Below are 21,254 nucleotides of genomic sequence, written 5' to 3'. Positions count from 1 at the left end.
TGTTTTTGATGGAATACTTATGCAATTGTGAACAACATAAAGGTTTAAAAAAAGAGAGGTTCAATTTTGGCATCAGAAAATGAACAAAATTGAATAATGAGATTTAGGTAAAAAAATAAATTAATCCTGGTTTATGAGAAAAATAAATTATGTTTACTTGTACAGCATAAAAAAACAAATTCTGAAACAGCTATTGATAATTTTGGTTTTGAGTGCCTTTTATATGGAATCAATTGCACAAGAAAAAACTAACTTTGCTCACTATACTTATCTTATTAATTCTAATTGTTCTCAGAAGTTTTTTTTACAAAACATCAAAATTACTCCGATTATCTCTATTGGGAAAGTAAGGTTAAATCAACTATATGCGAATACTTATAGCTATTTTTATCAAATGCTTGATGATCAAAAAATGAGCATTAGGCATTATAATTACTACATCATGAATCTTCAGATTTATGATGTAGTAAAAGAAGTAGATATACTAAAAAAACAGCGGTCAATCTACTTACGTAGCCGTTTGATTTTGATTGTTTTATTTTTAACACTTAGCATAACTATTATTATAAGTGTACTTGCCTTTCGTCTTCGAAGTTCGAATATCATTCTTGAAAAACTAACAAAAAATAGAGATAAATTATTTACTATTATTTCACATGACCTTCGTAGTCCATTAAATTCATATCAGCGATATGCTGAAATAGTAGCCTATTTAATCAAAACCAAACAATTTGATAGATTAGATGAGGCATTAAAAAAAATTGATGAAATAGGCTTGAATTTAGCAGCTTTACTTAATAATTTGTTAGACTGGAGTTTGTTTAAGCAAATACCGAATACATCAATTATAAATATTCAAGTTTTTTTTAATGAATTGTTGCCTATCTATCGTGATATGGCAAATTTAAAAGGGTTAGTGTTAGTAGAGACTTTTCAAGACAAAGTGGTTAGAGCCGACCCACATCTTCTTTCACTTATTACTCGAAATCTCTTGGATAATGCAATAAAATATACACACGTAAATAATGAGGTAATCATCGGAACCCATAGAGATGACAACGATTTGATATTGATGGTAAGTAATAGAGAGGACTCTATGTCTGATATTCAAAAAGAAAAAATCAGTGCTTTATTTAATAATAATTATGATTATGAATTTGGCGAGGAGGGCTTGGGTATTGGTTTAATATTAATTAAAGAATTCGCACAATCTCAAAATATAAAAATAACATTTTATCATAACCCTGATAATCTCACTACTTTTGAGGTACGTATATTGCAAGCGTTTGTTTGAAAAATATGTTTTGGCCTTAGAAAATCTATTATTTGGATATTTTAAAAATCTTTGTAATTTTAATCTATTCAATCTGAAAATAAGTCCATGAAAAAAATTATACTTCTTCTAATATTCTTTAATTTCGTTTCTTTTGCTCAGCAAAAAACCTTTACTACATTTCGAGATTATCAAGTATTCTCCAATATTGATAGTCTTCAAAAAGTAGTTGATTCTCAAATGGATAAATCATCCCTTGTTTATTTAAATAGTTTGATTGATTTAGAAATGAGCAGAGTTTATTATTCTAATGATTTTGGTAAAGATTTAGAGAAGATTAAAACTATAGCTTTACGAAACAATAATCAATTGGCGTTGGCTATGTTTTACTATTTGGAAGCTAAGAAACTTGTAAGTACAGATATTGAACTCTCTGTTAATTATATCTCAAAAGCAAGAAAATACTTTGAACAACAAAAAGATACTTCAGGTATCATACAAAGCAGTTTCAGATTGTTTGATCTAGTGGGTCATGATTATACGTACATAGACGAGAATAAAAAAAAAATAGGTTCTATTTTTGCAAATATTTTAAGTTATTATTCAAATCTAAAAGACGTAGGTGATAAACTGATGATTATTACAGTGATTTTAAGTGACGGACACCTTTTTGGAATAAGCATTGAGAAACAACTAAATTTATATGAAACAGGTTTAAAGTTATTAAATGAAAATCCACAGTTCAAATATCTTAGTTCAAGATTTTATTTTGCGATTGCCAATGTTTATTTTAGAATTCATGATAAGAAAGGAGATTACTTGAAAAAGATTCAATGGTGTTATTTAAAAGCTTATGAGAGCCTTTCTCCAAATCTTACGAGAGCAACTGTAATAGCTTTGACTAACTTAGGTGAAAGTTATTTAAATACGAAAGAATTTAAAAAAAGCGAAATTTATCTTAAAAAAGGAATTACAGTATATAATAAAATAAAATTAGATGAACCGATGATATTGTATCTATTGTATTCCTCTTTATCGTCTGTACAATATGAACAAAAGGATTATAAAAATGCTTATGAATCAAGGTTAATATTAGAAGAGGCACAAAAAAACATGAATGATAAGCTAAAAACGAAGGAGATGAGAGAGCTTCTAACAAAATATGAAACGGAAAAAAAAGATATAGCTATCAAAAACTTAGAGTTACAAAAGCAAGTGACTGAAGCTCGCACCCGTACGATTTTATTCATATTAGGTTTAACATGTTTAATCATCATAGCTATTAGCTTTTTAGCCATTAGACTTCGTAATGCTAATGATAGTCTAAAAAAATTGACAAAAAGTAGAGATAAATTATTTACAATTATCTCACATGATCTTCGAAGCCCATTTAATTCTTATCAACGGTATTCGGAAATAGTTGGTTATTTAATCAAAACCAAGCAGTTTGGAAGATTGGAAGAAGTCTTAAAAAAAATAGATATTGTAGGCTTAAATCTATCAGCTTTATTGAATAATTTATTAGAATGGAGTATTGTTCAGCAAAAGCAAATAAAAATAAGCCTCTCAGAAGTTAACATTCAAGAATTTTTCAATGCTTTATTGCCCCTTTACCGAGATTTAGCACAATTGAAAAATGTAGTAATTATAGAAGACTTTCAAGACCAAATAATTATGGTAGATAGGCAATTATTATCACTCATATCTCGCAACCTCCTTGATAATGCCATCAAATACACACCAGAGGGAAATGAGATACTATTAAAAACTGAATTGCAAGAAAATGACTTTGTAATGAGGATTAGTAATAGGGGAGATGCAATGACTAATAGACAAAAAGAAAAAATTAGTGCCTTATTTAATAATAATTACGATTATGAATTTGGCGAGGAGGGTTTAGGTATTGGTTTGATATTGATCAAAGAGTTTGCTCAGGCGAATTGTGTGAGCATACGTTTTGACCATTCAGATGATCATTTAACTACTTTTGAGGTAATAATACCACAGGCGTTTGTATAAATAATATATTTGGGGTTCAGTAAATATATAAATTTGAATATTTTAAAAATCTTTGTAATTTTAATCTATTCAACCTGAAAACAGGATACTGCCATGAAAAATTTATTTCTACTCCCAATATTCTTTAATTTCGTTTCATTTGCTCAGCAGAAAACCTATACTTCATTTCGAGATTATCATGTATTGTCCAATATTGATAGCCTTCAAAAAGTAGTTGATTCTCAGAGAGATAAATCATCAATTTCTTATATAAATAGTTTAATCGAATTAGAAATGAGTAGAAGATTCTATTCCAATGATTTTGGCAAAGATTTAGAAAAGATTAAAACTATAGCCTTACTAAACAAGAATCAACAGATATTAGCGATCTATAATTTATTAGAAGCTACAAAATCTAAAGATACAGACAAGGAACTTTCTTTTAAATATGCCTTAAAAGCAATGAATTACTTCGAGCGGCTAAAAGATACTTCAGGTATGATCCAATGTAATTTTATAATTCTTTCAACATCAAATGAATATCCCGCTCTTTTTCATGAAAAAAATAATAAAAAAAACTTCTTTTTTGAAAATATTTTAACATTTTATTCAAAAATTAATGATATTGGTGACAAACTGTCAATTATAATATTGAGTTTAAATTATGGGTGGCATTTTGGAATGACTATTCAAAAACAATTAGACTTATACAAAGCAGGTATCAAGTTAATTAATGAAAATCCCAAATATCACTATCTCACCTTTATTCTTTATAATAGCCTTGCCAATGTTTATTTTAGAATACATGATAAGAAAGGAGACTATTTGAAAAAGATACAATGGTGTTATTTAATGTCATACCAGCATTTACCTTCGAAAGTTACCAGAGCAGCTGTTGCAGTACTGTGTAATTTAACAGGAAGTTATTTTAATACCAAAGAATATAAACAAAGTGAACTTTACATTAAAGAAGCGTTGGCTATATATGAAAAGCAAAAAATGGATGATAAAGTATTGTTTTTTGTGTTATATACTCATCTTTCAAATATACAATGTGAACTAAAGGATTATAAAAATGCCTATGAGTCAAGGTTAATATTAGAAGAGTCCGAAAGAAACCTCAATGATAAGCTAAAGACAAAAGAACTTAGAGAACTCCTAACAAAATATGAAACAGTAAAAAAAGATATAGCCATTAAAAACTTAGAGTTACAAAAGCAAGTGACTGAAGCTCGTACTCGTTTGGTTTTATTCATATTAGGTTTAACATGTTTAATCATCATAGCTATTAGCTTTTTAGCGATTAGACTTCGTAATGCTAATGATAGTCTAAAAAAATTGACAAAAAGTAGAGATAAATTATTTACAATTATCTCACATGATCTTCGAAGCCCATTTAATTCTTATCAACGGTATTCGGAAATAGTTGGTTATCTGATCAAAACCAAGCAGTTTGGAAGATTGGAAGAAGTCTTAAAAAAAATAGATATTGTAGGCCTAAATCTATCAGCTTTATTGAATAATTTATTAGAATGGAGTATTGTCCAGCAAAAGCAAATAAAAATAAGCCTCTCAGAAGTTAACATTCAAGAATTTTTTAATGCTTTATTGCCCCTCTACCGAGATATAGCACAATTGAAAAATGTAGTAATTATAGAAGATTTTCAAGACCAAATAATTATGGTAGATAGGCAATTATTATCACTCATATCTCGCAACCTCCTTGATAATGCCATCAAATACACACCAGAGGGAAATGAGATACTATTAAAAACTGAATTGCAAGAAAATGACTTTGTAATGAGGATTAGTAATAGGGGAGATGCAATGACTGATAGACAAAAAGAAAAAATTAGTGCTTTATTTAATAATAATTACGATTATGAATTTGGCGAGGAGGGTTTAGGTATTGGTTTGATATTGATCAAAGAGTTTGCTCAGGCGAATTGTGTGAGCATACGTTTTGATCATTCGGATGATCATCTAACTACTTTTGAAGTAACAGTACCACAACCCCCAAAATTATCTCTAAAATAATTTTTTTAAATAATCCCTCACTTCTATCACCCTTATATGTTGTACATCACCATTAGTCTTTTAGATATGATTATTGCATTCTAAATTTGATTGGTTTTCTGTATTTAGGTAATTTTATAGAAAACTGTCTTTTTTTAATGAAGAGACTCACTCAATAATTAGAACTTACATGGGGATAGACACAGGATAAAACTTGTTTATCCCCAATGTTTTTATTTTGATTTAGATAATAAAAATCAGATAATTTTGCCAGTCCGTTTAAAATAGTTAATGGCAAAGAATAGATTTGGAAATAGATATAAAGTGTTAATTATCAGCTGTTTGAGAATAGGATAGTATTGTTTTTTTACTCGATAATAAATATTTTGTCTCAAAATATTTTGATAAAATGATAGTTTATTAGATTTTTATTTTTTTTGGCATAGTATTTGTTAAGGGCGGCAATTGGCTTCATAAATAAAAAATTAGTTGAGTTAGAATCATTTCAACACCTTAGTCTGTTGTTCATCACCATTTAAAGTGTCTATTTATTGATATTGGATTCAAAATGGCATAGAAATAATTATACTTTAGTTCAACATCTGAGCTTAGGTTTAATTCAATAGCAAAAGATATTTTTTACAGTGGGGTAATCACTGCACCAAAAACTTGTTTACCCCAATTGTTTTAAAGCTTTCAATAAAGTAAAAACCTTTGCTCTTGAAATAAGTGATAAGATGAAAATATTATATGCTCAATAATTTCAACATAATATTTTCAAACTGATTTAGCATATCGTTAGGGTTCGAACATAAAACCCAAAATATAAACCAAAAAGTAAATATAAACCAAAAGAGTGAAATGACTAAACTATTTACAAAGGCCTCACTTTGTATGATCTTCATGTTGTTGAAGAGACGGGGGAATGGCAACAGAACTATTTTTAATGGTTTTACGGATTCAAGATTTTTGAATTCTTCTACTAATCATGACATTCGACTAAAGAATGATGTATTTGTATTGTCTATTAAAACAAATACATCGCTTTTGCTTTCGTTGTGTCACAAATTTCTTCAATTCTTTTTATTATATCCATCAGTTTTTTTGAGGCAGCTTACTTTTAGGTTACGAAGAGCTTATACATGTAGCTTATCAGATTGGCGTTGGGATGACAATAGATTGTTATCGTCATCGCAAAGACATTTACCTTTACTACTTTAGAGGTACGTTAGCCGCCAATTTATCATTAATCAAATGGATTAGGATTATGTATGTGCCAGTGCCTTTAAAAAAAAAGGTACTGTGGAAAGGATTGTAGTGTCAATTTAAAATGCTTATGGGTATTTATTATGTTATTACAGTACGATGATGTACGGCTGCTATGCCTTTGTCAAATTTTGGAAACCTTTTAGCATTAGATTTTTAACTCTAACTGGTCAATTTAATAGCCATAGTTAATCTTGTAAATGATATGAAACAACTTATATTTTTATCAATGATGATACTTCTCCAAATGAATCATTGGAGTTTGACAAATATTGGGATTCTAACCAAAGTATTCAAGGGGTCTCCAAAAAAGTATGCTAAATCTACTATTATTTTTAATAATATACTAATAAAAAGTGTGACAGTTTGGGACACTGGTTGATGAAGATTTTTAATTAATAGGGGTGATGATAAAACTTTTAAACCAATCTATTGGTCACCTATACTACTTAATTGTGGATATAATATTACTATGAAAATTAATGAGGCTCTCAAAAATTTCATTTTGAAACTACACTTATACCTAAGTAAAACGAATTCATGAAAACAATAAAAATAATTTTATCAGCACTGATTACAGTATTGACAATTAATGCCAATGCTCAACTAAAAGTAGGAGATAATCCAGCGGTTATAAACTCATCGGCAATGTTAGAAATAGAAACAACTAATAAAGGTTTTTTACCCCCAAGAGTTGCTCTAACAAGCATTACGGATCAAACTACAATACCATCACCTGCCATAGGTCTTGTAGTGTTTAATACTGCTACAGCAGGAACAGCTCCTAATGATGTAGTCGCAAACAACCTGTATGTATGGGATGGTACCCAGTGGGCTAAACTATATAAACAATCGTCTTCGTCTTCTTTGGTAGGATGGACGATTGGTGAAGAACGAGCATTTGTCGGAGAAGCTCCAGCTACAGTTTTTCAAGCTGCGGGTACAGTCAAGACATACATGTCAAACAAAGTAGGAGGCACCGCAAACAATAACAATAATAAGTTTTTATCTGAAGCACAAGGTAGTACTGAGGGATATTTGGTCATTAATGGTTTAAGACTCGACTTTTGGGGTGCAAATAACCGACCAATTCTATATAATACAACCAATCAGGTTATCACATACAGTATTGCCACTATTAGTACAGGTAATTCTTATTCGGGAGGTACAAAAACAATAATTAACCCAGGTGCAGCTTCCTATATTGTTGATGGAGATAATAATCTGTCCTTATCTGATAACGGTGCTGGAGAATATGATACTGGCTATTTAGTATTTCCTAATGGCGAATGGTACTCATTTACCTACTATTTAATACAAATTGATGGAGTAGTAAAGGGGCATTTTACAGCACGGCGATTACGATAAATTTTAATAAAATTATTCACAATAATAAATCGGTAACAATGAAATTCATTAATAACTTAAAATCTTGTCTCTTAATTGTGGCAGGAATTATTTTCTCACAAAATGTTAATGCACAATTAAAAGTTGGTAGTAATCCAACGAATTTGGCTTCTTCGGCGGTTTTAGAGGTTGAATCAACTAATAAAGGGGTGCTATTGCCAAGAATAGCTTTAACGAGTATAACTGATCAAGTGACAATTCCTACACCAGCTACCGGACTATTAGTGTATAATACTGGTGCTGCTGGACTAACATACAAAGGTTATGTTTTTTGGGATGGTTCCAAGTGGATTAAGTTAGATGGTTCAGAGATTAATACCAATAATAATTCTAATGCTGATATTACTTCTTCTGCAACGGTCGGACCATTATTCCTATCTAATGAAAATATTTCAACAAGTACTAATGTTCCTGGAACTGGGTATGTGAGAGAGGTAACATCTCCTGATGGTAAATTCTCAGTTAGAGTTAAAGTTGAAGCAGGTGTTACAATTGCTAATTCAGACCTACAAATTAGAAGTAATATCGGTACACCAACAATTATTTGGAACAATGAAACGCACTGGATTGATGGAATAAAACATAATGGGAATAATGCTACGACAATTGCGGCATCGGGGATATGGTATGGAAATGGCGGTGCCAATGGCACCAGTTTAAACGATGTGACTTATGGTTCGGGTTGGGGGGATGAGGATGTTTATTTTGGTGGGGCACCAGAGTTTAGAAGATATACATGGACAACTACAGATGCGAATGATAAGACGATTTATAATTTGTACTTCTTTTTAGCTGCTCCCAATAACTCTTTAGTAGCAAATGCTATAAACTGTCCGAATGGAACATGTTCATCAACCAAGACGTACTTAAAAATCGAGCAAATAAAGGCAAGTAACTAATTGTGTTTAGTATCTAATTGAATTAAGTTATAAATGTGAAAAGTAATATTTTCTTTGACTAATAACAGAGATTAGTATTAAAAGAGGTAAGCTTTCGCAGTCTTTTATATCCATAGATAAAATAATTATTAACAATAAAACATTTATCACCAATGAAATTTATTTATCAATTGAAATATTATTCCCTAATTGTAATAGGAGTAATTTTATCGCAAAATGTCAATGCTCAATTAAAAGTAGGTAGCAACTCTACTACGCTTAATTCTTCGGCAATACTTGAAGTAGAAGCAACCAATAAAGGCTTCTTGCCTCCAAGAGTAGCTTTAACAGCCTTAACGTCAGCCAGCCCATTACCTTCACATGTACAAGGGATGGTAGTTTATAATACGGCAACGACATCTGAATTAACACCAGGCATTTATGTAAATGATGGTACAAAATGGGGCCGTATGAAGGTGAATGGAGATGTGGGTGATAATGCTGGAGATTTTGCATCTAAAGGTGCTGTCATTGATGCAAGTACACCTCTAACTTCTGTTTTGAATCTTGGTCCTGTTTCTCTCCGTTTTAACACAACTACCGGTGCTGGCAATATAGAATTGAAACATTCTCTTCCTAATGAACAATACTATCATTCTTATAGATTCTGGGGGCTAACTACTAATTCTGGTACAGACTACAAGACAGGTTCACTTCTTGCAGGGTCATGGGCTCCCGTTGTTTTTTTTGGAGTAGCAAACACGGAAGGCTCAACCACTCAAGTAATTTTGGTTGATAAAACAACCGCTGACGTGCGTTATTACACAATTAATGCTCATGTTGTAGTTCAGGCACAATCTGGTGCTAGTCCTATTTACTTCATGAGGGTTTATAAAAACTAATCTCAAGCAGCAAACGATGTTGTTAATTTAATGAGTCGTAAGGTCTCTAAAGCCTTGCTTCTTTAAGGTCATCATTTATATATAAAAAATATGTTATATAATAAAACTATACCAACTCAAAGGCCGTGGTTCTCCTTTTTGTGGCTTTGTTATTTCCTCTTGGGTTTTACAATAGCTTATGCACAAACAGGCAATTATGTACCAACAGGAGCCGAGGCTGTCAATTATGGCAGCATAAGCCTCAGCACCAGTACTAACTGGGCTACAGCACGCACCGCCACGCCAGGCTATTTTGCAGCCTACGGTACTGCTATATATACAGAAGCAGATGATACACATAATATTAATGGTTATGTAAAGCACTACGTAACTGCAGCCAATCAAGGTTTTACGTTTCCCGTTGGTACAGGTACTGATCTACGTACCTTGACCACAAGTGGCACAGTTCCGAACGGTGCGGCTTATGGTGCAGCATGGATATTAGGAAATCCAGGTACTACTACTGACCCAACAGATAATGCAACACACAGCCTTACAGCTTTAGGTACGGGCGTAAGTTCAGTAAGTTCAGTGGGGCAGTGGGATTGGATAGAAATTACTGGTTCAACAGCAGGAATTACTGTTACAGTCTCTATTCCAGATTTAAGTAGTTTTGGCCCTGCTTCTCAACTGCGTTTGGTAGGATGGGATGGCAGCAAGTGGGTAAATCTATCAGGCACAACAGGAGCAAGTGGTAATACTGAAAATAGTACTTTAAGTGGTACTATGGTAAGTGGAATTAAAGCACTTGGAGTTGGTATTGGGTGTTCGGCTGGTACAACAGCACCAATACTTAGTTTGTCAACGAAAAGTAATGTATGTCCTGCGACAACGGCAGATTTATCAACAATTACAGCAAGTAATACACCTAATGGAAGTATAATTACATGGCATACAGCTACACCTGCATCAGCAGCCAATAAAGTTGCAAACCCATCAGCAGTTGCTGCTGGTACTTATTATGCGGTTTTTTATGATGCGATAGCCAATTGTTATGGTGGTTCACCAGCAGGTTCAGCAACTTCTACAGTTGTAGTAACAATTATTGCTTGTGATGCAGATGGTGATGGAGTAGCAGACGGAAATGAACCAGTAGGGGGAGTTAATAATCCATGTTTGCCTGCACAACCTGCGGGATACACTGGTTATAATGCAAGTAATTCAATTTGGGGAGCAGCCGATTGTGATGGAGATGGATTTACCAATGGAACAGAAGCAGCGGCAGGCTCAGACCCATATGACCCAGCTTCAAAGCCAGCAGATTCCGATGGTGATGGAGTGCTCGATATAAACGAACCAGCAGGGGGAATTAATAATCCATGTCTGCCTGCACAACCTGCGGGATACACAGGGTATAATGCAAATAATTCAATTTGGGCAGCAGCCGATTGTGATGGTGATGGATTTACCAATGGAACAGAAGCAGCAGCAGGTTCAGATCCTTATAGTGCAACTTCTAAGCCGTTAGATACAGATGGGGATGGAATACCAGATTCGACAGATACTGACGATGATAACGATGGATTGGCAGATACAGTGGATAGATATCCATTGGATACAGACAATGACGGCACACCAAATGCAACTGATCCAGATGATGATGGCGATGGCATTGCTGATACATCAGAACAAGCAGGTAAGGCATTGGATACCGACAATGATGGCACACCAAATGTGACCGATACCGATGATGACAATGATGGTATTCCAGATACAACAGAGCAAGGTACTTTGGGGCCAGATGGTAAGTACACTTTACCAGACAGTGATGGAGATGGATTGCCAGATTTGGCAGATGTCTTAGACACAGATGGCGATGGTACACCAGATTCGACAGATACAGATGATGATAATGATGGATTGGCAGATACAGTGGATAAATATCCATTGGATACAGACAATGACGGCACACCAAATGCAACTGATACAGATGATGATGGCGATGGCATTGCTGATACATCAGAACAAGCAGGTAAGGCATTGGATACCGACAATGATGGCACACCAAATGCGACAGATACCGATGATGACAATGATGGAGTATTGGATAATTCAGAAATTGGTACTTTGGGGCCAGATGGTAAGTACACTTTACCAGATAGTGATGGAGATGGTTTGCCAGATTTAGCAGATGTCTTAGATACAGATGGAGATGGCACACCAGATTCAACTGATACAGATGATGATAATGATGGATTGGCAGATACAGTTGATAAATATCCATTGGACACTGATAATGATGGCACCCCAAATGCGACAGACCCAGATGATGATGGAGATGGTATTGCCGATACATCAGAACAACCAGGTAAGGCATTGGATACCGACAATGATGGTACTCCAAATGTGACAGATACAGATGATGATAATGACGGAATTCCAGATACAACAGAGCAAGGCACTTTGGGGCCAGATGGTAAGTACACTTTGCCAGATAGTGATGGAGATGGATTGCCAGATTTGGCAGATGTCTTAGACACAGATGGCGATGGAATACCAGATTCGACGGATACAGATGATGATAATGATGGATTGGCAGATACAGTGGATAAATATCCATTGGATACAGACAATGACGGTACACCAAATGCAACTGATCCAGATGATGATGGAGATGGCATTGCTGATGCATCAGAACAAGCAGGTAAGGCATTGGATACCGACAATGATGGCACACCAAATGTGACCGATACCGATGATGACAATGATGGAGTATTGGATAATTCAGAAATTGGTACTTTGGGGCCAGATGGTAAGTACACTTTACCAGATAGTGATGGAGATGGTTTGCCAGATTTAGCAGATGTCTTAGATACAGATGGAGATGGCACACCAGATTCAACTGATACAGATGATGATAATGATGGATTGGCAGATACAGTTGATAAATATCCATTGGACACTGATAATGATGGCACCCCAAATGCGACAGACCCAGATGATGATGGAGATGGTATTGCCGATACATCAGAACAACCAGGTAAGGCATTGGATACCGACAATGATGGTACTCCAAATGTGACAGATACAGATGATGATAATGACGGAATTCCAGATACAACAGAGCAAGGCACTTTGGGGCCAGATGGTAAGTACACTTTGCCAGATAGTGATGGAGATGGATTGCCAGATTTGGCAGATGTCTTAGACACAGATGGCGATGGAATACCAGATTCGACAGATACAGATGATGATAATGATGGATTGGCAGATACAGTGGATAAATATCCATTGGATACCGACAATGACGGTACACCAAATGCAACTGATCCAGATGATGATGGAGATGGCATTGCTGATACATCAGAACAAGCAGGTAAGGCATTGGATACCGACAATGATGGCACACCAAATGTGACCGATACCGATGATGACAATGATGGAGTATTGGATAATTCAGAAATTGGTACTTTGGGGCCAGATGGTAAGTACACTTTGCCAGACAGTGATGGAGATGGATTACCAGATTTAGTAGATGTCTTAGATACAGATGGAGATGGTACACCAGATTCAACTGATACAGATGATGATAATGATGGATTGGCAGATACAGTGGATAGATATCCATTGGATACAGACAATGACGGCACACCAAATGCAACTGATCCAGATGATGATGGCGATGGCATTGCTGATACATCAGAACAAGCAGGTAAGGCATTGGATACCGACAATGATGGCACTCCAAATGTGACCGATACCGATGATGATAATGATGGTATTCCAGATACAACAGAGCAAGGCACTTTGGGGCCAGATGGTAAGTACACTTTGCCAGATAGTGATGGAGATGGATTACCAGATTTAGTAGATGTCTTAGACACAGATGGCGATGGAATACCAGATTCGACAGATACAGATGATGATAACGATGGGATATTAGATTCAAATGATAAATATCCATTGGATACAGACAATGACGGCACACCAAATGCAACTGATACAGATGATGATGGCGATGGCATTGCTGATACATCAGAACAAGCAGGTAAGGCATTGGATACCGACAATGATGGCACACCAAATGTGACAGATACCGATGATGATAATGACGGAATTCCAGATACAACAGAACGAGGTACTTTAGGACCAGATGATAAGTTTACCTTACCAGATAGTGATGGCGATGGATTACCAGATTTAGCTGATGCAGCTAACTCAGTAGTCATAAATGCAAAAGTATTTTTACAAGGTCCATTGTCTGGAACAAACATGACAACTGTATTGAATACTCAAAATCTAATACCATTAACAGACCCTTATGGTAAAGGTGCATCAACAACAGGTAGTACATTGGCTGCTAACTCAGTAACAGATTGGGTATTAGTAGAATTAAGAAATGGCACTGGTGGTTCTAACATTATTGAAAGCATAGCCGCTTTATTATCGAGTGATGGAACTTTACGAAATCCAGATGGTTCAACACCGTTGAAGTTTGCAACAGCATCAGGTAACTATTATGTAGCAATACGCCACCGCAATCATATTGGTGTGATGGCACAAAACCCAATTGCTTTAAATACAACAGCTCAAACAATTGACTTTACATTGCCAAGTACTGCGACCTATGGTACAAATGGCCAAAAAACAGTAGGCTCTGTAAAAGCAATGTGGGCAGGTAATGCAACAGGTATTGGAAGCTCTCTTCCAGCAGATGATGTAAGGCAAACAACGACGAAAAGTGATGCTGTACCAATTACTAATCGCATTGCACCAACTGGAAACACTACTTCTCAGGTACCAGGTTATTATTCAACAGATACTAATATGGATGGAGTAACTCGCCAAACGACATTAGCATCAGATAGATTAGTTATCACGAATAATATTGCTACGCACCCAAGTAATACATCTGGAGCGAAAACATTTGTTATTCAGCAGTCATTTTAATTAATTAAACTTTGGTAGTCTGATTGTATAATCAGGCTACCTTTTCTCTCAAAACAATTAGGAAAATGAAAAACGGTATATTATTTTTAAGAAGGATAGCTATAGTAGCTATTCTATTCTTGACATCTTTTATAGCAGATGCACAAACAGTGGGTTCATTGTCGGTTACTCGTGATGTTAATGGTATATATCATGTTTACTTCAAAGCTCCATCTGATATTTCATTTCAGATTTTACAAGATGCTACAATTACAATAGTAGGGCCATCTGGTACTTGGTCACCTTCCAATGTTATAACTGTTAATAGTCCAGGTAATAATTGGGGGCTTGGAAATTCAAAATATACTAATGGAGGAAGTGATTATATTTCATTTGTGCCAGGGAATGGCCCATCAAGTGCTACTAATTATTTAGCTAATACCGCAACGGAATTATTTAATTTTTCCCTTTCAGGTGCTTGTGCAGGAGGAAGTTTGAATATCTATACTGGTTCAGAGATGTTAAACGCTGGTGTTTCTTATGTTACTTCTTTAGTAGTACAAGATACTCCAACTTCTTCAGCCCGTGAAGGGTGGGATGGAAGCTCTTACGACCTAAATACTGCTGCTTGTGAAGTCATTCCTTCACTATCTTGTTCAGGTATAACATTAAATCCAAATACATTTACAGCAGGAACTACGGCATCAGCAAGTATTACAGTTTCGCTTACAGGAATCTCTGCTGGGGCATATAATTTTTCAGAAACAACTGCTGCAAATTTTGCAACTAATCCAACTACTTACAGTACCAATTTAATAGCAGGACAAACCTCAGTTAATATTCCAATAAATTATGATGGTGGTGGTTCGGGTTCACAGACCTTAACAATAAGCATGTCTGGCAATAATGCTTCTACAATAACCTGCCCTGTTTCTGCCATAATCAACGCTGCTGCAGTAATTTCAGTATCAAATCCAACTATTCCAAAAACAGGGAATACCAATGGTGGGACACAAACTGGTACAGCATCAACGGAGATGAATCCAACTGGAGCAACTTCTTATATTTATAGTACAACAGTTTGTTCGCCAACTCCAGCAGGTACAACTCCCTTGCCAGCAAGTAGTAATTTAACAATTACAAATGCAAGTACAGGAGCGTATTCATATATAACGCCAACAACAACAGGAACATATTCCTACTGTATTAAAGTATGTGATGCCAATAATGCAAATAATTGTGCAACAAGTACATATACACTAAATGTATCTGCGGTTTGTAATGCAGGAAGTGTTGCACCATCGGTTCATTAATGAATTGACTATCATGCTGAGTGATTTTGATTCGTATAAAATCATTTGCAAAATATGATATGGTAGAACATCTCATAATACTTTGATTATTAATTCATTAAATTTTATTATGGAAAGAATATGAATACTTTGACAACAAATATCAAAATAGCTCGCCTATTGAGGAATGCTCTTGTGCTGTTTCTGATTTTTGTGCGGATGTACTCTTATGGACAGTTAGTTGTAACCAATGATTGTAGTAATATTTCAAGCCCTACAACCATTGATTTAACTAAACATGTAGTAGATAGTCATCCCGCAGGAACAACATTGACATGGCATACAGCAACGCCAGCTACTTCGAGCAATAAATACCTTGGTGACCCTACGAAGGCTCCAACCTCATCCGCTGGTATAGATTATTATGCAGCTTATGAAGATGTGACACCAGGTACGCCTTGTTACAGTCCTACAAGTGGAGCAATTCGAGCAGTTTTAGTGAGCTGCTCAGGGATACCTGTATCCAATGTATGTCCTACTACATTCGTTGATTTGACGAGCCACGTTACTGGTACAGCACCAGCAGGGACTACTTTAGTATGGATAAAAGGCTTACCACTAAATATTTCAAATAAAGTGAGTAATCCTTCCCAGGTGGCAGAAAATGGAGACTATTACGCAACATATTATGATGCTTCAAATAATTGTTTTAGCCCAGTCGGTGCTCCAATATCAGTTACTATCAATTCTTGCGGGAATATAACCATTTCAAACGTATGTCCATCAGCGTTAGTTGATTTAACATCGCATGCAAGTCCACTCACAAGTGCGGATGGAGCTCCATTGAAGTGGTTTACGTCAAGTACTCCATCAGTTACAAATATGGTAACTGACCCAACGGCAGTCAGTACTTCAGGTACATATTATCCAGCCTACTATGATGCAGTGAATAACTGTTTTAGTCCCTCTGGAGCTGGTGTAGTAGTAACAATATCAACATGCTGTCCAATACTTACAAATACTATTAACAATAATGTAAATCCATCTACCTGTGGGGCAAGTGATGGTAGTATTAAAATATGTGGATTGCCAGCCAATAGCTCAGGATGGACAATTAATTATGATAAAAACGGAGTATCAGCCAGTTCATTAATATCGCAAACTTCCGATGCAAGTGGTTGTATAATTATTAGTGGTTTAACAGCAGGTATTTATACAAATATTAAAGCGAGTAGTGTAACATGTGTAAATGGCAGTAATGGAATAGATGTTACTTTAACAGATCCTATTGCTCCAGAAGCACCACTCAGTGCGAATGCAAGTCCAAGTAGCATTTGTTCAGGTGGAAGTACCACATTGTCAGCGACTTGTTCAACAGGGACAATGTCATGGTACACTGATGCCGTCCTAACTACAGTTGTAAGTAACATAGTAAGTCCAACAGTAACAACTACCTATTATGGGGCGTGTGTAACAGGAACTTGTAAAAGCTCAGCAGTTAGTATTATCGTCAATGTAAATCCATTAATTACATTGACAAGTAGTAACTTTACAAAAACAAACCCTACAAGTTGTGCAGGAACTGAAGGAACCATTAAACTTTGTGGATTGGATGCAAATACAAGTTATGTGGTAGTTTACAATAAGAATGGTGCATCACAAACACCAGTTACTTCAAGTTCAGATGCCAATGGTTGTCTTATGTTAAGTACTTTAACTGCAGGGACTTATGATAATTTCATTATTACAAATTCAACCACCACTTGTTCGATTGATGTTTTAACGTCAGTGTCGATGATATTATCTGATCCTACAAGTACAACTATAACTTTAGGTGCAAGCCAGAACCCAAGCGTTTGTGGTTTGAATGATGGATTTATTCAAATTGATGGTTTAACTCCTGGTACTCAGTATATTGTAAACTATCTTCAAAATGGAATACAACAGACAACAGGACTGTTTACTGCATCAAGTTCAATTTACACATTAACTGACTTGACAGCAGCAAACTATACCAATATTGTAGCTACAAATAATAGCTGTATATCAAATACTTTAAGTAAAGCATTGTCGGATCCAATCACCGCTATTATTTCTTTAGGAACAAAAACTGATCCGACGACTTGTTCTGGAAATGATGGAACGTTTACCATAAGTGGGTTAGCACCAAATACTGAATATGTTTTGTACTATAGTAAAGATGGGTTTGTACAAACACCAATCTCATTTACTTCGATAGGTACTTCATATCAGGTAGCAGGTTTATTAAGTGGTACTTATTCTAACATTAGGGTAACAAATTCTGGATGTACTTCCAATAGCTTATCTGTGACTTTGAGTGACCCAGGAGGATCAGTTATTTCAATGACATCGAATAACCCGAGTACTTGTAAAGGTTCAGATGGCTCGATAACAATTACAGGACTAATACCTGGTACCACTTATGAGATTAAGTATAAAAAAGATGGTATTTGGCAAACTTCAATAAATCATAATGCTACTGGAGGTTCATATACAATTAATGGTTTAACAGCTGGTGCATATAGCAATATTACTGCTTCAAATGGTGGATGTATGTCAAATAGTTTATCACAAATACTTGTTGATCCAGAACCAGCAGTGATTGGGTTTGGTACAATTACTCAACCAACATTTTGTGGAGCTAACAACGGATCGATAATAATTACTGGTTTGACTTCAGGTTTAAGTTATATCCTTAATTATGTAAAGGATGGCGTACAACAAGCGAGTACAACATTTATAGCATCAGGAACGTCATTTACTTTGTCAGGCTTAGTAGCTGCAAACTACACAGGTATAAATGTAAATCAAGCAGGATGTATATCCAATACATTAAATACTTCATTGTCAAATCCTGGTGGTGCAATTATTGATGTAGTTGGAATTGATCCAATTTCCTGCTTGCCAGGAAATGAAGGTAAACTTTTAGTGACAGGTTTGGCACAGGGTTTAAACTATATATTGAACTATACTAAAAATGGAATATCACAAACTCCGATTCCATTTAATGCAACAACGACTTCATATATTGTTGATGGATTGACTGCTGCAGCATATAGCAATATTACTGTAATGCAAGCAAGTTGTGTATCAAATGCGGTTAATGTAACTTTACTAAGCCCAAGTTTATTAGCAAAACCAACGTTGAGTTTATCAGCATTGAATACAAATTGTTCAATAGGAACGGCCGATTTAACGGAAATTAAAGCAAGCAATCTACCAGCAGGAACAATACTTGAGTGGCACACAGCAACTCCAGCAACAGCAGGGAATAAAGTAGCAGATCCAACAGTTGTTGGTGGAGGTACATACTATGCAGTTTTCTATAATGGAACGACGAAGTGTTATAGCGAAACTACTCCAGTGAATGTCATTAAAGTTCCGTGTGCAATTCCTGATTATGCAAGTTTAACAGTAGGTACATCAAAAATTATACAAGTGTTGGCGAATGACAAAAATCCTGATGGCACATCAGCGGTATTGACAGAAGTAACGAAGCCATTGGTAACAACAGCTCCAAATAAAGGAACTGTAAATGTAAATCCAGATGGTACAATTACTTACACCCCTAATGCAAACGCATCGGGAACCGATACATTTATCTATCAAATATGTGATAAAGCAAATCCGACTGTCTGCGATACTGCATTAGTGACTGTGAATATCAACTGTATTAAACCAGTTTTGACAATAGAGAATATCTTATGTGCAGGAACAGGTAGTTACAGTGTAACTTTCAGTAGTGATGGAGCAGTAACAAGTGATCAAGGAACAATAGTTGGGACAACAGTTACTAATATTCCAGTAGGGGTAAAGGTACGCTTAACTTCAACGAGTAATTGCGGAGAAACCAGTGCTTTAGAAGTAAATTCTCCTACCTGTCCGCCATTAGTAACTTGTACTACACCTGTTAGTTTAAGTGTAGGACAGCCTGTCTGTACAGGTAATGGAACATATTTAGTTGCATATTCAATAAGTAATGGAACTTTGAGTGTAAGCTTTGGTACGATTAATCAAAAATCGAATAGTGGAACAACTTCGAGTGGAACAATAACTGTGTCATCATTGGTGAATATCATAATTACTGGAAATCCATTGAGTGGAAGTACATGTACCTCTCAAGAAATAACAGTAATTGCTCCATTGGATTGCCAAACACCAAGTTGTGAAGATGGAGATAAAGGTTTGTCTTATAGTACAGTTTGTAATGGCAATGGTAGCTTTAATATCAATATTGCAACTGTACCAGAGACAACTGTAACATCAAGTACTGGTAGTTTTGTGAATTTGACAGGAGCGGTAAGTTTGACAATAACCGAAAAAGGTTGCGTACCAAGAGTGATAGAAGTAACTGCACCAGCATGTATAGTGAATACCGATGCCAAATTACAAGCGAAGGTGTTTTTACAAGGAGCATTCTTTTCTCCAAGTACAGGTACAGAAGCCTTTATGCGTGATGACTTACGTTCATTAGGAATTATTCCAACTATAGAACCTTACACAGCCATGAACAATAGCCGTTTCAACAAAGTTTCTGATACAGGTGGACAAACTATTGGTTCGGGAGTGCTTGATGTTACTGGTGTCAATGCGATTGTAGATTGGGTTTTTGTAGAATTGAGAGATGCAACTAATCCAGCAACGGTTCTTAAAACAAGAGCGGCTCTTGTCCAAAGAGATGGTGATGTAGTAGAAGCAAATGATGGTATGACTCCTGTAACCTTTATTGGTGCTGCTGGAACAAGCTATTATGTATCTATTAAACATCGTAATCACTTAGGTGCAATGACTGCAACTCCAATTATGTTGACTACGACAGGAACTTTAGTTGATTTCACAAGCATGACAGCTGCTCAATTATGGGATAAAGGTGTTGTTTTAGGAGACAATAGTCTTGGATCATACAATGGTTCTGAAGAAGTACTTCTTGATAATGGTAAAATGGGACTTTGGGCAGGTAATGCCATAAATACAGATATCAAAGTGAAATATTCTGGCGTAAATCCAGACCCAACAATGATATTAAACCAAGTGCTTAATCATCAAGGTAATAGTTCCAAAAATTATAATTATGATTTTGCAACTCCAGTATATCAGGTAGGTGATATTAATATGGATGGTAAAGTAAAATATCAAGGAAAAAGTACTGATGCTGCATTCATCTTGTTTAACATCATCAATAAGTTCCCAAATAACTTTATAAATAAAACTTATAATTTCGACTTTATGGTCGAGCAGATTCCTTAAATAAATAATTTAATTAAGTATAGGCGGGAGTTTTACTTACCGTCTA

General features: G+C 35.2%; 9 protein-coding genes. All 9 read left to right on the top strand.

Features of this window, described 5'->3' with window-relative positions:
- Positions 1–442: 442 nt before the first annotated feature.
- The 9 genes from ACQUQZ_RS15435 (at position 443) to ACQUQZ_RS15395 (ending at position 21,208) form a co-directional block, all read left to right on the top strand.
- Positions 443–1,294 carry a sensor histidine kinase gene (locus ACQUQZ_RS15435; protein ID WP_435355918.1) on the top strand — a complete coding sequence of 284 codons (852 nt, stop codon included), beginning with the start codon at positions 443–445 and terminating at the stop codon, positions 1,292–1,294.
- 87 nt (positions 1,295–1,381) lie between these two features.
- The gene (locus ACQUQZ_RS15430) at positions 1,382–3,292 is read left to right on the top strand and encodes a sensor histidine kinase (protein WP_435355917.1); all 1,911 of its coding nucleotides are present in this window, start codon (positions 1,382–1,384) and stop codon (positions 3,290–3,292) included.
- A gap of 93 nt (positions 3,293–3,385) precedes the next feature.
- The gene (locus ACQUQZ_RS15425; protein WP_435355916.1) at positions 3,386–5,308 is read left to right on the top strand and encodes a sensor histidine kinase; all 1,923 of its coding nucleotides are present in this window, start codon (positions 3,386–3,388) and stop codon (positions 5,306–5,308) included.
- Positions 5,309–7,093: 1,785 nt separating this feature from the next.
- A complete protein-coding gene (locus ACQUQZ_RS15420) occupies positions 7,094–7,921 on the top strand; it encodes a hypothetical protein (RefSeq protein ID WP_435355915.1) in 828 nt (275 codons plus the stop codon).
- A 38-nt stretch (positions 7,922–7,959) separates the two neighbouring features.
- Entirely contained in the window at positions 7,960–8,859 is a 900-nt protein-coding gene (locus tag ACQUQZ_RS15415; RefSeq protein WP_435355914.1) for a hypothetical protein, read from the top strand.
- 152 nt (positions 8,860–9,011) lie between these two features.
- Positions 9,012–9,740, top strand: coding sequence for a hypothetical protein (locus ACQUQZ_RS15410; protein WP_435355913.1), 729 nt, complete (start codon positions 9,012–9,014; stop codon positions 9,738–9,740).
- Positions 9,741–9,830: 90 nt separating this feature from the next.
- Positions 9,831–14,669: a hypothetical protein gene (locus ACQUQZ_RS15405; RefSeq protein WP_435355912.1), complete on the top strand. Its 4,839-nt coding sequence runs from the start codon at positions 9,831–9,833 to the stop codon at positions 14,667–14,669.
- Between the two features lie 65 nt (positions 14,670–14,734).
- Complete coding sequence (locus tag ACQUQZ_RS15400; protein WP_435355911.1) at positions 14,735–15,961, top strand: hypothetical protein; 1,227 nt, start codon at positions 14,735–14,737, stop codon at positions 15,959–15,961.
- 120 nt (positions 15,962–16,081) lie between these two features.
- On the top strand, positions 16,082–21,208 hold the full coding sequence (locus tag ACQUQZ_RS15395; protein WP_435355910.1) for an Ig-like domain-containing protein: 5,127 nt from the start codon (positions 16,082–16,084) through the stop codon (positions 21,206–21,208).
- Positions 21,209–21,254 lie beyond the last annotated feature (46 nt).

It is taken from the genome of Emticicia sp. SJ17W-69, assembly GCF_051209875.1.
GTDB lineage: Bacteria > Bacteroidota > Bacteroidia > Cytophagales > Spirosomataceae > Emticicia.
This window is presented reverse-complemented; position numbering and strand designations above follow the sequence as displayed.